Origin of the sequence: Streptomyces sp. NPDC051822 (assembly GCF_044452745.1) — a bacterium.
In the GTDB taxonomy this organism is placed as follows: Bacteria; Actinomycetota; Actinomycetes; order Streptomycetales; family Streptomycetaceae; genus Streptomyces.
Map to the genome: position 1 here is coordinate 881,766 of NZ_JBITBZ010000002.1, position 13,639 is coordinate 895,404.

The 13,639-nt window shown below is 71.2% G+C and carries 13 protein-coding genes; 10 read left to right on the forward strand and 3 right to left on the reverse strand.

The genetic code is table 11. The annotated features are described in order from the left end of the window. Window positions 1-7 precede the first annotated feature (7 nt). The 5 genes from ACIA8N_RS09800 to mutM all read left to right on the forward strand — a co-directional run bounded on the left by ACIA8N_RS09800 (window position 8) and on the right by mutM (window position 3,855). Entirely contained in the window at window positions 8-1,063 is a 1,056-nt protein-coding gene (locus ACIA8N_RS09800) for an ATP synthase F0 subunit B (protein WP_365780468.1), read from the forward strand. Window positions 1,064-1,174: 111 nt separating this feature from the next. Further along, window positions 1,175-1,858 (forward strand): DUF177 domain-containing protein, encoded by a 684-nt coding sequence (locus ACIA8N_RS09805; RefSeq protein WP_365780550.1) that lies wholly within the window; start codon window positions 1,175-1,177, stop codon window positions 1,856-1,858. 2 nt (window positions 1,859-1,860) lie between these two features. Continuing rightward, window positions 1,861-2,034 carry a 50S ribosomal protein L32 gene (gene rpmF, locus ACIA8N_RS09810; RefSeq protein WP_015036448.1) on the forward strand — a complete coding sequence of 58 codons (174 nt, stop codon included), beginning with the start codon at window positions 1,861-1,863 and terminating at the stop codon, window positions 2,032-2,034. A 20-nt stretch (window positions 2,035-2,054) separates the two neighbouring features. Further along, window positions 2,055-2,867 carry a ribonuclease III gene (rnc, locus tag ACIA8N_RS09815; protein ID WP_365780469.1) on the forward strand — a complete coding sequence of 271 codons (813 nt, stop codon included), beginning with the start codon at window positions 2,055-2,057 and terminating at the stop codon, window positions 2,865-2,867. A gap of 127 nt (window positions 2,868-2,994) precedes the next feature. After that, window positions 2,995-3,855, forward strand: a complete 861-nt coding sequence (gene mutM / locus ACIA8N_RS09820) for a bifunctional DNA-formamidopyrimidine glycosylase/DNA-(apurinic or apyrimidinic site) lyase (protein ID WP_365780470.1) — start codon at window positions 2,995-2,997, stop codon at window positions 3,853-3,855. A gap of 28 nt (window positions 3,856-3,883) precedes the next feature. Here the strand turns inward: mutM and ACIA8N_RS09825 are convergent, their stop codons facing one another. Beyond that, window positions 3,884-4,270: a helix-turn-helix domain-containing protein gene (locus ACIA8N_RS09825; protein WP_365780471.1), complete on the reverse strand. Its 387-nt coding sequence runs from the start codon at window positions 4,268-4,270 to the stop codon at window positions 3,884-3,886. Window positions 4,271-4,392: 122 nt separating this feature from the next. On the opposite strand from ACIA8N_RS09825, the gene ACIA8N_RS09830 reads away from it, so the two are divergent. Then, on the forward strand, window positions 4,393-4,977 hold the full coding sequence (locus tag ACIA8N_RS09830; RefSeq protein WP_365780472.1) for a flavodoxin family protein: 585 nt from the start codon (window positions 4,393-4,395) through the stop codon (window positions 4,975-4,977). Window positions 4,978-5,064: 87 nt separating this feature from the next. On the opposite strand, the gene ACIA8N_RS09835 is transcribed toward ACIA8N_RS09830, so the two are convergent. Continuing rightward, entirely contained in the window at window positions 5,065-6,018 is a 954-nt protein-coding gene (locus ACIA8N_RS09835; RefSeq protein WP_365780473.1) for a CAP domain-containing protein, read from the reverse strand. Window positions 6,019-6,227: 209 nt separating this feature from the next. Here ACIA8N_RS09835 and ACIA8N_RS09840 point away from each other — a divergent pair, with 209 nt between their 5' ends. The 4 genes from ACIA8N_RS09840 to ACIA8N_RS09855 all read left to right on the forward strand — a co-directional run bounded on the left by ACIA8N_RS09840 (window position 6,228) and on the right by ACIA8N_RS09855 (window position 12,506). Then, entirely contained in the window at window positions 6,228-6,509 is a 282-nt protein-coding gene (locus ACIA8N_RS09840; protein WP_030206330.1) for an acylphosphatase, read from the forward strand. 392 nt (window positions 6,510-6,901) lie between these two features. After that, complete coding sequence (locus tag ACIA8N_RS09845; protein ID WP_030206333.1) at window positions 6,902-7,120, forward strand: hypothetical protein; 219 nt, start codon at window positions 6,902-6,904, stop codon at window positions 7,118-7,120. Between the two features lie 185 nt (window positions 7,121-7,305). Next, the gene (gene smc / locus ACIA8N_RS09850; RefSeq protein WP_365780474.1) at window positions 7,306-10,878 is read left to right on the forward strand and encodes a chromosome segregation protein SMC; all 3,573 of its coding nucleotides are present in this window, start codon (window positions 7,306-7,308) and stop codon (window positions 10,876-10,878) included. Between the two features lie 194 nt (window positions 10,879-11,072). After that, a complete protein-coding gene (locus ACIA8N_RS09855) occupies window positions 11,073-12,506 on the forward strand; it encodes a sugar porter family MFS transporter (protein ID WP_030551055.1) in 1,434 nt (477 codons plus the stop codon). A gap of 44 nt (window positions 12,507-12,550) precedes the next feature. Here ACIA8N_RS09855 and ACIA8N_RS09860 read toward each other — a convergent pair whose 3' ends face one another. After that, the gene (locus ACIA8N_RS09860; protein WP_365780475.1) at window positions 12,551-13,522 is read right to left on the reverse strand and encodes an LLM class flavin-dependent oxidoreductase; all 972 of its coding nucleotides are present in this window, start codon (window positions 13,520-13,522) and stop codon (window positions 12,551-12,553) included. Between the last annotated feature and the right edge of the window lie 117 nt (window positions 13,523-13,639).

Consider the following 13,639-nt stretch of genomic DNA (forward strand, 5'->3'; position numbering starts at 1 on the left):
GCACCCGGTGGACGTACAGAAGAAGCTCGACGAGATCGTCGCGACCGTGCAGGGCGCCCGCTCCATGCCCATGTCGGCATCCTGCGTGGTCAACCGGGCCGAGCTGCTCGCCCTGCTCGAAGAGGTACGGCAGGCCCTGCCGGGCTCCCTCGCCCAGGCCCAGGAGCTGATCGGCGGCCGGGAGCAGCTGGTCGAGCGGGCCCGCCAGGAGGCCGAGCGGATCATCGAGGCCGCCCACGCCGAGCGGGGCTCGATCGTCTCCGACACCCAGGTCGCCCGGGAGTCGCAGGAGGAGGCCGACCGGATCCTCTCCGAGGCCCGCCGCGAGGCCGAGGAGGTCCGCGCGGAGGCCGACGACTACGTCGACTCCAAGCTGGCCAACTTCGAGGTCGTCCTCAACAAGACGATCGGCTCCGTCGACCGGGGTCGCGAGAAGCTCCTCGGGCGCGGCCCGGGAGTCGACCAGGACGGTTACGCCGACCCGGACGCCCCCGAGTACAGCTCCGACCCGCAGACGCTGATCCACCGGGCCGACGAGTACGTCGACGCCAAGCTCGGTGCCTTCGAGGCCGTGCTCAGCAAGACCCTGGAGGCGGTCGGGCGGGGCCGGCAGAAGCTGCACGGCCGGATCGCCAGCGACGCCCTCGGCGAGCACATGGCGGCCCAGGACGGTTTGGACGGCTCCCTGCACACCAGTGACGCCGACTACCTGGCCGGGCTCGCCGAGCTCTCGGACCCCGAGCCGGTCCAGATCCCGGCCCAGCAGCAGCCTCAGCACTCGCAGCAGCCCCAGGGCGATCCGTACGCGGCGTACCAGCAGGTGCAGCAGCAGCCCGACCCGTACGCCGGCTACCAGCAGGTCCAGCAGCAGCCCGACCCGTACGGCTACCAGCAGCCGCAGCAGGCCGATCCGTACGGCTACCAGCAGCAGGACCCGTACGCGTACCAGCAGCCCGTCCAGCAGGCCCCGCAGCAACAGGGCGCCGCGCTCGACGAGACCAGCTTCTTCGACACCAGCATGATCGACCTGGAGCAGCTGCGCCGGTACGAACAGGGACAGTAGGGACGTCAGGGCCCGGATTGGGCCCTGAGCGAAGCGTCCAGTATCCTGGCTCTTCGGTCGCGCGTATGCCCGCGATCCTTGCTGCCCACCCACGTCCGGCAGCCACTCACGATGCGAAACGAATCGAAAGCAGGAAGACCCCTGAGCACGCGCCTCGACCACCGCAACCCCCTCGTGTTCGACACACACGAGCTGGGGCGGCGTCCTGGTGCCCTCCAGCGGATCTCGCGTTCGATCGAGGCCCCCGGATACCTGGGCGTCGAAGGAGTGATCGGAGTGCCCGAGGGCACTGCGGTGGACATTGATCTCCGTCTTGAGTCGGTCATGGAAGGGGTGCTTGTCACAGGCACCGCCCGTGCATCGGCCGAGGGGGAGTGCGTAAGGTGTCTGGAGCCCGTCGAGCTCGATCTCGACGTGGACTTCCAGGAGATGTTCTCGTACCCCGAATCCGACGACCGGGGCCGCTCGAAGGCGGCCGCGGACGACGAGGCCGAGGAAGGCGAGGACATGATCCCCCTCGAGGACGGCATGTTCGACCTCGAACCCGTGCTGCGTGATGCGGTGGTGCTCGCACTGCCGATGCAGCCGGTGTGCCGGGAGGACTGTGCGGGTCTGTGCTCCGAGTGTGGAGCCAACCTGAACGAGACCCCGGACCACCACCATGACGCCGTCGACGCTCGTTGGGCGGCACTGCAGGGACTCGCCGGTTCGCTGGGAACCGATGAGAAGGACAACATGAGCGGCAAGGCCTCTGACGGGGACGTCCGAAGCGCCGCCGAGAAGCAGGAGAAGTAGCCGTGGCTGTTCCGAAGCGGAAGATGTCGCGCAGCAACACGCGCCACCGCCGGTCGCAGTGGAAGGCTGCGGTCCCCACCCTGGTTTCGTGTGAGCGTTGCCAGGAGCCGAAGCTGCAGCACATCGCGTGCCCGAGCTGCGGCACCTACAACAAGCGCCAGGTCCTCTCGGTCTGATTGGGCTGGTGAGAGGCGCAATGTCTGAGTCCCGCAAGACGGACGACAAGACGGACCATGCCTCGTCCCACACGCTTCTGGAAGGGCGGCTCGGCTACAAGCTCGAGTCCGCCCTTCTGGTGCGTGCGCTGACCCACCGTTCGTACGCGTACGAGAACGGCGGTCTGCCCACCAACGAGCGTCTCGAGTTCCTCGGGGACTCCGTGCTCGGCCTGGTGGTCACGGACACGCTGTACCGCACCCACCCCGACCTGCCGGAAGGCCAGCTGGCCAAACTGCGGGCCGCGGTGGTCAACTCTCGTGCGCTGGCGGACGTGGGGCGCGAACTCGAACTCGGCTCCTTCATCCGGCTCGGCCGGGGCGAAGAGGGCACGGGCGGCCGGGACAAGGCGTCCATCCTCGCCGACACCCTTGAAGCGGTGATCGGCGCGGTCTATCTCGACCAGGGCCTCGAAGCGGCGTCCGAGCTGGTGCACCGGCTCTTCGACCCGCTCATCGAGAAGTCCTCGAACCTGGGTGCGGGCCTGGACTGGAAGACCAGTCTCCAGGAACTCACCGCGGCCGAGGGTCTGGGTGTGCCGGAGTACCTCGTCTCAGAAGAGGGCCCGGACCACGAGAAGACCTTCACTGCTGCCGCCCGCGTCGGTGGTGTCTCGTACGGCACCGGCACCGGCCGCAGCAAGAAGGAAGCGGAACAGCAGGCGGCGGAGTCCGCGTGGCGCGCTATTCGCGCGGCCGCGGACGAACGCCTGGCGGCGGCCAAGGCCGCGGCCGAGGCGGGAACGGGAGAGGTCGCCGACCCCTCTCCGAACGTCCACCCGGCGTCGGCCTGACGGCCGGCACACCGCTTCCCGAGAACCCCGTCCCCGGACGGGGTTCTCGTCTTTCCCGATGATTCTTTTCGGACGATTCCGCGGCGGTAGGGTTGAGCCGCTGTCGAAGACGTCCGGAGGAGTCCCCGTGCCCGAGCTGCCCGAGGTCGAGGTCGTACGGCGAGGTCTTGAGCGCTGGGTCGCCGGCCGGACCGTGACCGAGGTCGAGGTGCTGCACCCCAGGGCCGTACGACGCCATCCTGCGGGCGGTGCGGACTTCGCCGCCCGGCTGAAGGGGCAGCGGTTCGAGGTGGCGCGGCGCCGCGGCAAGTACCTCTGGCTTCCGCTCGCCGACACCGGCACCTCCGTACTCGGGCACCTCGGCATGAGCGGTCAGCTGCTCGTCCAGCCCGAGGACGCCCCGGACGAGAAGCACCTCAGGATCCGGATGCGGTTCGACGACTCCGCCGGCACCGAGCTCCGCTTCGTCGACCAGCGCACCTTCGGCGGGCTCTCGCTCCACGCCGAGACCCCGGACGGGCTGCCGGACGTCATCGGACACATCGCCCGCGACCCGCTGGACCCCGCCTTCGACGACGACGCCTTCCAGAGCGCGCTGCGCCTGCGCCGTACGACCGTGAAGCGGGCGCTGCTCGACCAGTCGCTGATCAGCGGCGTCGGCAACATCTACGCCGACGAGGCGCTCTGGCGGTCCCGGCTGCACTACGACCGGCCCACCGGCACCCTGACGCGGCCGCGCTCGGCCGAGCTCCTCGGGCACGTCCGGGACGTGATGAACGCGGCGCTCGCCGTCGGCGGCACCAGCTTCGACAGCCTGTACGTGAACGTCAACGGCGAGTCCGGCTACTTCGACCGCTCGCTCGACGCCTACGGGCGCGAGGACGAACCGTGCCGCCGCTGCGGCACGCCGATGCGGCGACGGGCCTGGATGAACCGCTCCAGCTACTTCTGCCCGCGCTGCCAGCGCCCACCGCGCGCGACGGCCTGAGGTCCTGTCCTTCGGACCCAGATGTTCGTCAGGCGGTGACCGGGGCCGCCCGGTTCGCGTCGTAACTCTCCCGGGCCGCCTCGACCTCGGGCATCCGCCCCTCCACCAGTCCGATCAGACCGATCAGCCGCTCCGCGATCTCGCGGCCGAGCGGGGTGAGCCGGTAGTCGACCCGCGGCGGGTTGGTCGGCTGTGCCTCGCGGTGGACGAGGCCGTCACGCTCCAGGGCGTGCAGGGTCTGCGACAGCATCTTCTCGCTCACGCCGTCGACCCGTCGCCGCAGCTCGTTGAAGCGGAACGTCCCGTCGTACAGCGCGCCCAGGGTCAGGCTTCCCCAGCGCCCCGTCACGTGCTCCAGCGTTCCGCGCGAGGGGCAGGCCCGGGCGAACACGTCGTAGGCGAGGTCGTCAGTCATACCCACCAGCGTACTCGCGTACAGCGCTCTCTGCGAGGTCACGCTCACCAGAAGCTTGCGCTATCAAAAAGTTAGTGCTCTACTTCTGGTGATCGCCCGCAGACCTGTTCGAGGAGCCTCTTGTGACCACCCCCGTCGTCTCCATCGCCTACCACTCCGGCTACGGCCACACCGCCGTCCTGGCCGAGGCCGTCCGCGACGGCGCCGCGGACGCGGGCGCCACCGTCCACCTCGTCAAGGTCGACGGGATCACCGAGGCCGAGTGGGAGCTGCTCGACTCCTCCGACGCGATCGTCTTCGGCTCGCCGACCTACATGGGCACCGCCTCCGGCGCCTTCCACCAGTTCGCCGAGGCCTCCTCGAAGCGTTGGTTCGCGGACGCCTGGCTCGACAAGCTCGCCGCCGGCTTCACCAACTCCGGCTCCAAGAGCGGCGACAAGCTGCACACCCTGCAGTTCTTCCAGACCCTCGCCGGACAGCACGGCATGACCTGGGTCAACCTCGGCCTCAAGCCCGGCTGGAACACCAGCGACTCCTCCGAGAACGACCTCAACCGCCTCGGCTTCTTCTCCGGCGCCGGCGCCCAGACCCCCAGCGACCTGGGCCCCGAGGGCGTCCACAAGGCGGACATCGCCACGGCCGAGCACCTCGGCCGCCGCGTCGCCACGACCGCCCGCACCTTCGCGGCCGGCCGCGCCGCCGCCTGACGTTCCCGCGCGGGCGCGTTCGTACGACGAAGGGCCCCGTCACCCTCCGGTGACGGGGCCCTTTCGCATACGTGCCTGCCCGGCGGGTCAGTACCCGAAGTTCTGGGTCCACCAGGGGCCGCCGTCGGCGAAGTGCACGCCGACGCCGAGGGTCGTGAAGTCGCAGTTCAGGATGTTGGCGCGGTGGCCGTCGCTGTTCATCCAGGACGTCATCACGGCCGCCGCGTCCGCCTGGCCGCGGGCGATGTTCTCGCCGCCCAGGCCGGAGACGCCGGCCTGCTCGGCGCGCTCCCACGGGGTGGCGCCGTCCGGGTCCGTGTGGTCGAAGAAGCCGCGGGCCGCCATGTCCGAACTGAACGCCCCGGCCAGGGCCGCCAGCTCGGCGTCCGCCGTCACCGGCGAACAGCCCACCTGGGCGCGCTCGACGTTGACCAGGCGGAGGACCTCCGCCTCGGCGGCCTCGCCGCGGTCGGCGGTGGAGGGGGCCGAGGTCTTCTCGACCGGGGCCTCGGTCGTCGGGGCCGGCTTGGGCGCGGGGGCCTGGGTGGTGGGCGCGACGGTGACCTTCGGCTTCGGCTTCGGCTTCGGGGTCGCGGTCGGCGCGGGCTTGGTGGCCGGGGGCTTCGTCGGGGTCGCCTTCGGAGTCGGCTTCGTCGACGGGGTGGCCGACGGGGTGGCCGAGGGGGAGGCCGCCTTGCCGCCGTCCGTACCCTTGCTCGATCCCGTACGCGTGCCGGTGGAGCCCGGGTCGGCGGTCGGGGTCCGGGAGGCCCCGCCCTGCGTCATCAGCTCGGGGGCCTGCCGTGACTGGCTCGGGCGCTCGCTCGTGCCCACGCTGCCCACGGTGAAGGTGTCCCCGCCCGGCAGCAGGCCGGAGGCGACGGCGACGGCTCCCATCGCGACCGCCGCGGAGGCGCCGAGCAGGCCGGTGCGGACGGGCGTGCCGCGCCGCTTGCGGCGGGCACCCCGGTGCGGGCCGTCCGTACCGGCCGCGTAGTCTTCCGCGGCGGGTGCGGCTCCGGCGCGACGGTGGCGTCCCATCTGCTCTGCCTTCCTCTGCTGGTCCTGCGTGGCTGCGTGGCCTGCGATCTTTGCCGACCGTCTTTGCTGATCTTTGCTGTCGAGACCGTTTCGGGCCGCCGGTCGAACAGTGCGGGCCCGAACGGGTGAGGCGTGTTCGGTCGGGACTGTAGTCCATGGACGGCCGGGGCGATGTGCTCATCTGCCAATCCGCCCGTTAGCGTGCAGTCATGAACGACGACGTACGGATGACCGCCTGGGTGCGCGGCCGGGTACAGGGAGTGGGCTTCCGCTGGTTCACCAGGGCAAACGCGCTGGAGATCGGCGGCCTCGTGGGCTTCGCCCTGAACCTCGACGACGGCCGGGTGCAGGTGGTGGCCGAAGGGGCGCGTGAGAATTGCCACCGCCTGCTCGCCTGGCTCCACTCCGCCGACACACCCGGGCGCGTGGACGGTGTCACTGAGATCTGGGCCACCCCGCGCGGCGGCTACGACGGCTTCGCCATCCGCTGAGGCGGCCGCGCCGGACCCCCGGTCCGGTGACCCAGAGGGGCCTCGAACGGACGCGCGGTAACAGCCGGGCGAAGGGGAAACCTCCTGGTGGTTGCCAAGAAGCGCGCGTCGTGGAAGGCTGCCCGGTAAGGATGATCGCGACGCCCTGAGGCACCGAGTCTGCGAGGCCCCGCCGCCCACTGAGCGGCCGTGGACTCCTCGGTCGCCCCTTCAAACGGGGCGTGATCGTGTTGACCGTCAAACTTTTTGGTGAGACTCTGGAAGCCCCGCGCACCTTAGCTGTTTGGCAGTTTGGAACCGGCACCACAAGCAGTACTGCCGAGCACCGCGGGTGCGAATCCCTCACGACCCAACCGCTTCGGTCGGTCACTCATTGTGGAGGACCATCCATCATGGCAAAGGCGCTTCTCGGTTACGTCGGCGGCTCCGACCCGCGACTCCTCGCCGAGATGCGACGGCTACAGCAGCGCGTCCAGGACCTTGAATCCGAGCTGGTACGGATCCAGTCCGAGAACGACTCGCTTGCCGCTGCCGCCGCTCATCACCAGGGAGAGTCGCTGCTGAACAGCATCGACCTCGACGTACCCCAGGCGGAGCCTGCGCTCACCTGACAACCCAGCCCCCCGGGGCCAGGTGGGAAACACTCGCCGGCACAGCCGACGGTGACATTCAAGGGGCGCTTCGGCGTCCCTTCTTTCTTTCACCCGCCGTTTCCCCGGCGTACCCCCCTTCTCATCCGAGGATCTGCCCTGCACCTTCGCGGGTGAAACGCACGAGCCCCGGTAGAGTCGCCTGGGTGCACCTCAAGGCCCTGACGCTCCGCGGATTCAAGTCGTTCGCCTCGGCCACCACCCTGCGGTTCGAGCCGGGTATCACCTGTGTCGTGGGCCCCAACGGCTCGGGGAAGTCCAACGTCGTGGACGCCCTGTCCTGGGTGATGGGCGAGCAGGGCGCCAAGTCGCTGCGCGGCGGCAAGATGGAGGACGTCATCTTCGCCGGCACGACCGGGCGCCCGCCGCTCGGCCGTGCCGAGGTCTCCCTCACGATCGACAACTCCGACGGCGCGCTGCCCATCGACTACGCCGAGGTCACCCTCACCCGGATCATGTTCCGCGGCGGCAGCAGCGAGTACCAGATCAACGGCGACACCTGCCGGCTGCTCGACTTCCAGGACCTGCTCTCCGACTCCGGCATCGGACGCGAGATGCACGTCATCGTCGGACAGGGACAGCTCGACTCGGTGCTGCACGCCGACCCGATGGGCCGCCGCGCCTTCATCGAGGAGGCCGCCGGCGTCCTCAAGCACCGCAAGCGCAAGGAGAAGGCGCTGCGGAAGCTGGACGCGATGCGGGCCAACCTCGCGCGCGTGCAGGACCTCACCGACGAGCTGCGCCGCCGGCTCAAGCCCCTCGGCCGGCAGGCCGCCGTCGCCCGCAGGGCCGTCGTCATCCAGGCCGACCTGCGCGACGCGCGTCTCCGCCTCCTCGCCGACGACCTCGTCCACCTCCAGCGGGCCCTCACCGCCGAGGTCGCCGACGAGGCGGCCCTGCTCGCCCGCAAGGAGGCCACCGAGACCGAGCTGCGCGCCGCGCTCGCCCGCGAGGCCGAACTCGAAGCGGAGGCCGCCGCCCTCGTGCCCCGTCTGGAGCGCGCCCAGCAGAACTGGTACTCCCTCTCCCAGCTCGCCGAACGCGTCCGCGGCACCGTCTCCCTCGCCGACGCGCGCGTGAAGAGCGCCACCACGGCGCCCGCCGAGGACCGCCGGGGCCGCGACCCGGAGGACCTGGAGCGGGAGGCGGCCCGCGTCCGCGAGCAGGAGGCGGAGCTGGAAGCCGCCCTCGAAGCGGCCGAGCGCGCCCTGGAGGACACCGTCACCCGCCGCGCCGAGCTCGAACAGGCGCTGGCGGCCGAGGAGCGCCGCCTCAAGGACGTGGCCCGCGCCCTCGCCGACCGGCGCGAGGGCCTGGCCCGTCTGCACGGCCAGGTCAACGCCGCCCGCTCGCGCGCCGCCTCGGCCAAGGCCGAGATCGACCGGCTCGCCGCCGCCCGCGACGAGGCGGGGGAGCGGGCGGTCACCGCCCAGGAGGAGTACGAGCAGCTCCAGGCGGAGGTCGAGGGACTCGACGCGGCGGACACCGAGCACGGTGAGCGGTACGAGGCCGCGCGCCGCGAACTGGCCGAGGCCGAGGCCGGGCTGAGCGCCGCCCGCGAGGCGGCGGGCGCCGCCGATCGCCGCCGCGCCGCGACCAGGGCCCGGCACGAGACCCTCGCCCTCGGACTGCGCCGCAAGGACGGCACGGGCGCCCTGCTCACCTCCGGACTCGGCGGACTCCTCGGCCCTGCGGCCGAGCTCCTCACCCTCACCCCGGGTTACGAGGTCCCCGTCGCCGCGGCCCTCGGCGCCGCCGCCGACGCGGTGGCCGCCACCGGGCCCTCCGCCGCCGCCGAAGCCCTGCGCCTGCTGCGCAAGCAGGACGCGGGCCGCGCCTCCCTGCTGCTGACCGAGGTCACGGAACCGGATCCCCTGCCTGCGGTCGAGGGGCGCCCGTACGCCGCCGACCTCGTCCGGGGGCCCGCCGAACTCATGGGCGCCGTCCGCCGCCTGCTCGCCGGGGTCGTGGTCGTCGGCGACCTGGACGAGGCCGAGGAACTGGTCAGGAGCCGACCGTCGTTGACCGCCGTCACCGCCGAAGGCGACCTGCTCGGTGCGCACTTCGCGCGCGGCGGCTCCGCGGGGGCCCCGAGCCTCCTCGAAGTCCAGGCCGCGGTCGCCGAGGCCGCCGCCGAGCTCGACGAACTGAGCTTCCACTGCGAGGAGTTGGCGACAGCTCAGCGGGAGGCCGACGAGCGTCGCCGTACCGCCGCCGCGCTCGTCGAGGAACTCGACACCCGCCGCCGTACCGCCGAACGCGAGAAGTCCGCCGTCGCCAAGGAGCTCGGGCGGCTCGCCGGGCAGGCCAGGGCGGCGGCGGGGGAGGCCGAGCGGACCGCGGCCGCCGCCGCCCGCGCCCAGGAGGCCCTGGAGCGGGCGACCGCCGAGGCGGAGGAGCTGGCCGAACGCCTCCTGGTGGCCCAGGAGGCCGCCGCCTTCGGGGACGGAACGGACGGCGGCGACGAGGAGCCCGACACCGCCACCCGTGACCGGCTCGCCGGCGACGGCGCCCACGCGCGCCAGACCGAGATGGAGGCGCGGCTCCAGGTCCGTACCCACGAGGAGCGGGTCAAGGCGCTCGCCGGGCGGGCCGACTCGCTCGACCGGGCCGCCCGCGCCGAACGGGAGGCACGCGCGCGTGCCGAGCAGCGCCGGGCCCGGCTGCGCCACGAGGAGCGGCTCGCGGGCGCGGTCGCCGCCGGCGCCCGGGGCCTCCTCGCCCATGTCGAGGTCTCGCTCGTCCGCGCCGAACGGGAGCGGGTGGCGGCCCAGGCGGCACGAGCCGACCGGGAGCAGGGCCTGACGGCCGCCAGGACCCGGGGCCGTGACCTCAAGGCGGAGCTCGACAAGCTGACCGACTCCGTCCACCGGGGCGAGGTGCTCGGCGCCGAGAAGCGGCTGCGGATCGAGCAGCTGGAGGCGAAGGCCCTGGAGGAGTTCGGTGTGGAGGCGACCGACCTGGTCGCCGAGTACGGCCCGGACCAGCCCGTGCCGCCGTCGCCCGCCGTCGAGGGCGGGGGCAGCGAGGGCGTGGAGCCCTCGGAGGCGGAGGAGGAGTCGCGCCCCTTCGTCCGTTCGGAGCAGGAGAAGCGGCTGAAGGCCGCCGAACGGGCGTACCACCAGCTCGGCAAGGTCAACCCGCTGGCCCTGGAGGAGTTCGCGGCCCTGGAGGAGCGGCACCGGTTCCTCTCGGAGCAACTGGAGGACCTGAAGAAGACCCGGACCGACCTGCTTCAGGTCGTGAAGGAGGTGGACCTGCGGGTCGAGCAGGTCTTCACCGAGGCGTACCGGGACACGGCCCGCGAGTTCGAGGGCGTCTTCTCGCGGCTCTTCCCGGGCGGCGAGGGCCGGCTGATCCTCACCGACCCGGAGAACATGCTCACCACCGGCGTCGACGTGGAGGCCCGCCCGCCGGGCAAGAAGGTCAAGCGGCTCTCGCTGCTCTCGGGCGGCGAGCGCTCGCTCACCGCCGTGGCGCTGCTCGTCTCGATCTTCAAGGCGCGGCCCAGCCCGTTCTACGTGATGGACGAGGTCGAGGCGGCGCTCGACGACACCAACCTCCAGCGGTTGATCCGGATCATGCAGGAGCTCCAGGAGTCCTCGCAGCTGATCGTGATCACCCACCAGAAGCGGACGATGGAGGTCGCGGACGCGCTGTACGGGGTGTCCATGCAGGGTGACGGCGTCTCGAAGGTCATCAGCCAGCGGCTGCGCTGAGGTATCCGTTCACGACCAAGTCTGTTCAAGTATTGAACCCACCTTCTCCTCAGGTGCTCATAAAGTCACACGACATCGACTATTGACTTCGAAACTTGAAGGCATAGGGTCTGCAACGTTGCTTTTACCTTCACGTGGTGGGCGGCGTGATGTTGTGCGCCACTGGAAGGGCTTCCCCCCACCGAGGAGTCCATGTGACCAACACCGCGCAGGCGCCCACGCCGCCGCCTTCCGAAGGCCGAGCCGCCCACCCGGATCACCTCGGCCACGTCATCTTCATCACGGCGTCGGCCGCGATGGGCGGTTTCCTCTTCGGATACGACAGCTCCGTGATCAACGGCGCCGTCGAGGCGATCCGCGACCGCTACGACATCGGCTCCGGCACCCTCGCCCAGGTCATCGCCGTCGCCCTGATCGGCTGCGCCATCGGCGCCGCCACCGCCGGCCGGATCGCCGACCGCATCGGCCGCATCCGCTGCATGCAGATCTCCGCGGTGCTCTTCGCCATCAGCGCCGTGGGTTCGGCGCTTCCGTTCGCCCTCTGGGACCTGGCCCTCTGGCGGGTCGTCGGCGGCTTCGCCATCGGCATGGCGTCCGTGATCGGCCCCGCCTACATCGCCGAGGTCGCCCCCGCCGCCTACCGCGGCCGGCTCGGCTCCTTCCAGCAGGCCGCGATCGTCATCGGCATCGCCATCTCCCAGCTGGTCAACTACGGCATCCTCCAGCTCGCCGACGGCGACCAGCGCGGCGAGATCGGCGGACTCGAGGCCTGGCAGTGGATGCTCGGCGTGATGGTCGTCCCCGCGCTCCTCTACGGCATGCTCTCCTTCGCCATCCCCGAGTCGCCCCGCTTCCTCATCTCCGTCGGGAAGACCGACCGGGCCAAGGAGGTGCTGGCCGAGGTCGAGGGCCACGACGTCGACCTCGACCTCCGCGTCGCCGAGATCGACCGGGCCATGCGCAGCGAGCACAAGTCCACCTTCAAGGACCTGCTCGTCGCCGGCGGCCGCTTCAAGCTGCTGCCCATCGTCTGGGTCGGCATCGGACTCTCGGTCTTCCAGCAGCTCGTCGGCATCAACGTCGCGTTCTACTACTCCGCGACCCTCTGGCAGTCCGTCGGCATCGACCCGTCGAGCTCGTTCTTCTACTCGTTCACCACGTCGATCATCAACATCATCGGCACCGTCATCGCGATGGTCCTGGTCGACCGGGTCGGCCGCAAGCCGCTCGCCCTCGTCGGCTCCATCGGCATGGCGATCGCCCTCGCCTTCGAGGCCTGGGCCTTCTCCGCCGACCTCGTCGACGGCAAGCTGCCGGAGACCCAGGGCGTGGTGGCCCTCGTCGCAGCCCACGTCTTCGTGCTCTTCTTCGCCCTCTCGTGGGGCGTGGTGGTCTGGGTCTTCCTCGGCGAGATGTTCCCCAACCGGATCCGCGCCGCCGCCCTCGGCGTCGCCGCCTCCGCGCAGTGGATCGCCAACTGGGCCATCACCGCCAGCTTCCCGTCCCTCGCGGACTGGAACCTCTCCGGCACCTACGTCATCTACACGGTCTTCGCCGTGCTCTCGATCCCCTTCGTGCTCAGGTACGTCAAGGAGACCAAGGGCAAGGCGTTGGAGGAGATGGGCTAATCCCCGCTGCCCCTCTCCTCACGACGACTGCCCCGGCCGAGGCCTCACGCCTTCAGCCGGGGCAGTACGTCGTCGCAGAACAGCCGCAGGCTCCGCCACCCCTCCTCCACCGGCATCCCGCCGCACAGGGGATGGAGCACCAGGCTCTCCAGGCCGAGGCCCGCGCACTCCTCCGGAGTGACGACCCGGTACACGCCCTCCGCGCGCAGCTCCGCCACCGTCGTCGCCGTGGACCGCACCGCCGAGCGGATGTCCTTCGACTGCCAGGAGGCGTACGTCCGGGCCTCGTGCAGGAAGTGCTCCCCGTGCTCCGCCCAGGTCCGGTCCGGGTCCTCCGACAGATGCAGCAGAGGAGTCTCCTCCGCCGGCATCATCGTCCAGCCGTCGGTCCCGTACTCCGCACACCGCTCCCGGTAGTACGTCTCCAGGTCCGGCAGGTGCGCGCTCGGGAAGAACGGCAGCCCCAGCCGCGCCGCCCGCCGCGCCGCGGCCCGTGAGGAACCCCCGACGAGCAGCAGCGGATGCGGCCGGGTGAAGGGGCGCGGGGTGACCCGTACCGTACGGCCCTGATACGTGAAGGGCTCACCGGTCCACGCCGTCAGCAGGGTCTCCAGGAGCAGGTCCTGGAGCTTGCCGCGCCGCCCCCAGTCGACGCCGCGCTCCTCGTACTCCTCCGGCCGGTAGCCGAGCCCCGCGACCGTCACCAGGCGGCCCCCGCTCAGCAGGTCGAGGACCGCGATGTCCTCGGCGAGCCGCAGCGGATCGTGCAGCGGCCCGATGATCGCCGAGACCGTGACGGCGATCCGCCGCGTCGCCCCGAAGACCGCGCCCGCGAAGGCGAAGGGGGAGGGCAGCCAGTTGTTCTCGACCCCGTGGTGCTCCTCGGTCTGCACGGTGTCGACGCCGTGCTCGTCGGCGTACGCGGCCATGGCGAGGGCCGCCCGGTAGCGCTCCGAGAGGGATTCGGGGGTCGCGCGCGGATCGACGAGGTTGAACCGGACGACTGTGAAGGGCATGGGAAGTCCCCCTTCGCTGGTATGCGGAAGAAGGACATTAGCTGACGCAACGTCAGATTGAAACGGTCCCGTGCACTTCGGCGGGTGCCACCGGCACCGCCTGCGGGGTGGGGTGCG

Coding starts and splice junctions, on each gene's coding strand:
- ACIA8N_RS09805 (WP_365780550.1), top strand. CDS start 1,175: ATGCGAAACGAATCGAAAGCAGGAAGACCCCTGAGCACGCGCCTCGAC.
- rnc (WP_365780469.1), top strand. CDS start 2,055: ATGTCTGAGTCCCGCAAGACGGACGACAAGACGGACCATGCCTCGTCC.
- ACIA8N_RS09825 (WP_365780471.1), bottom strand. CDS start 4,270: ATGACTGACGACCTCGCCTACGACGTGTTCGCCCGGGCCTGCCCCTCG.
- ACIA8N_RS09835 (WP_365780473.1), bottom strand. CDS start 6,018: ATGGGACGCCACCGTCGCGCCGGAGCCGCACCCGCCGCGGAAGACTAC.
- ACIA8N_RS09840 (WP_030206330.1), top strand. CDS start 6,228: ATGAACGACGACGTACGGATGACCGCCTGGGTGCGCGGCCGGGTACAG.
- ACIA8N_RS09845 (WP_030206333.1), top strand. CDS start 6,902: ATGGCAAAGGCGCTTCTCGGTTACGTCGGCGGCTCCGACCCGCGACTC.
- ACIA8N_RS09860 (WP_365780475.1), bottom strand. CDS start 13,522: ATGCCCTTCACAGTCGTCCGGTTCAACCTCGTCGATCCGCGCGCGACC.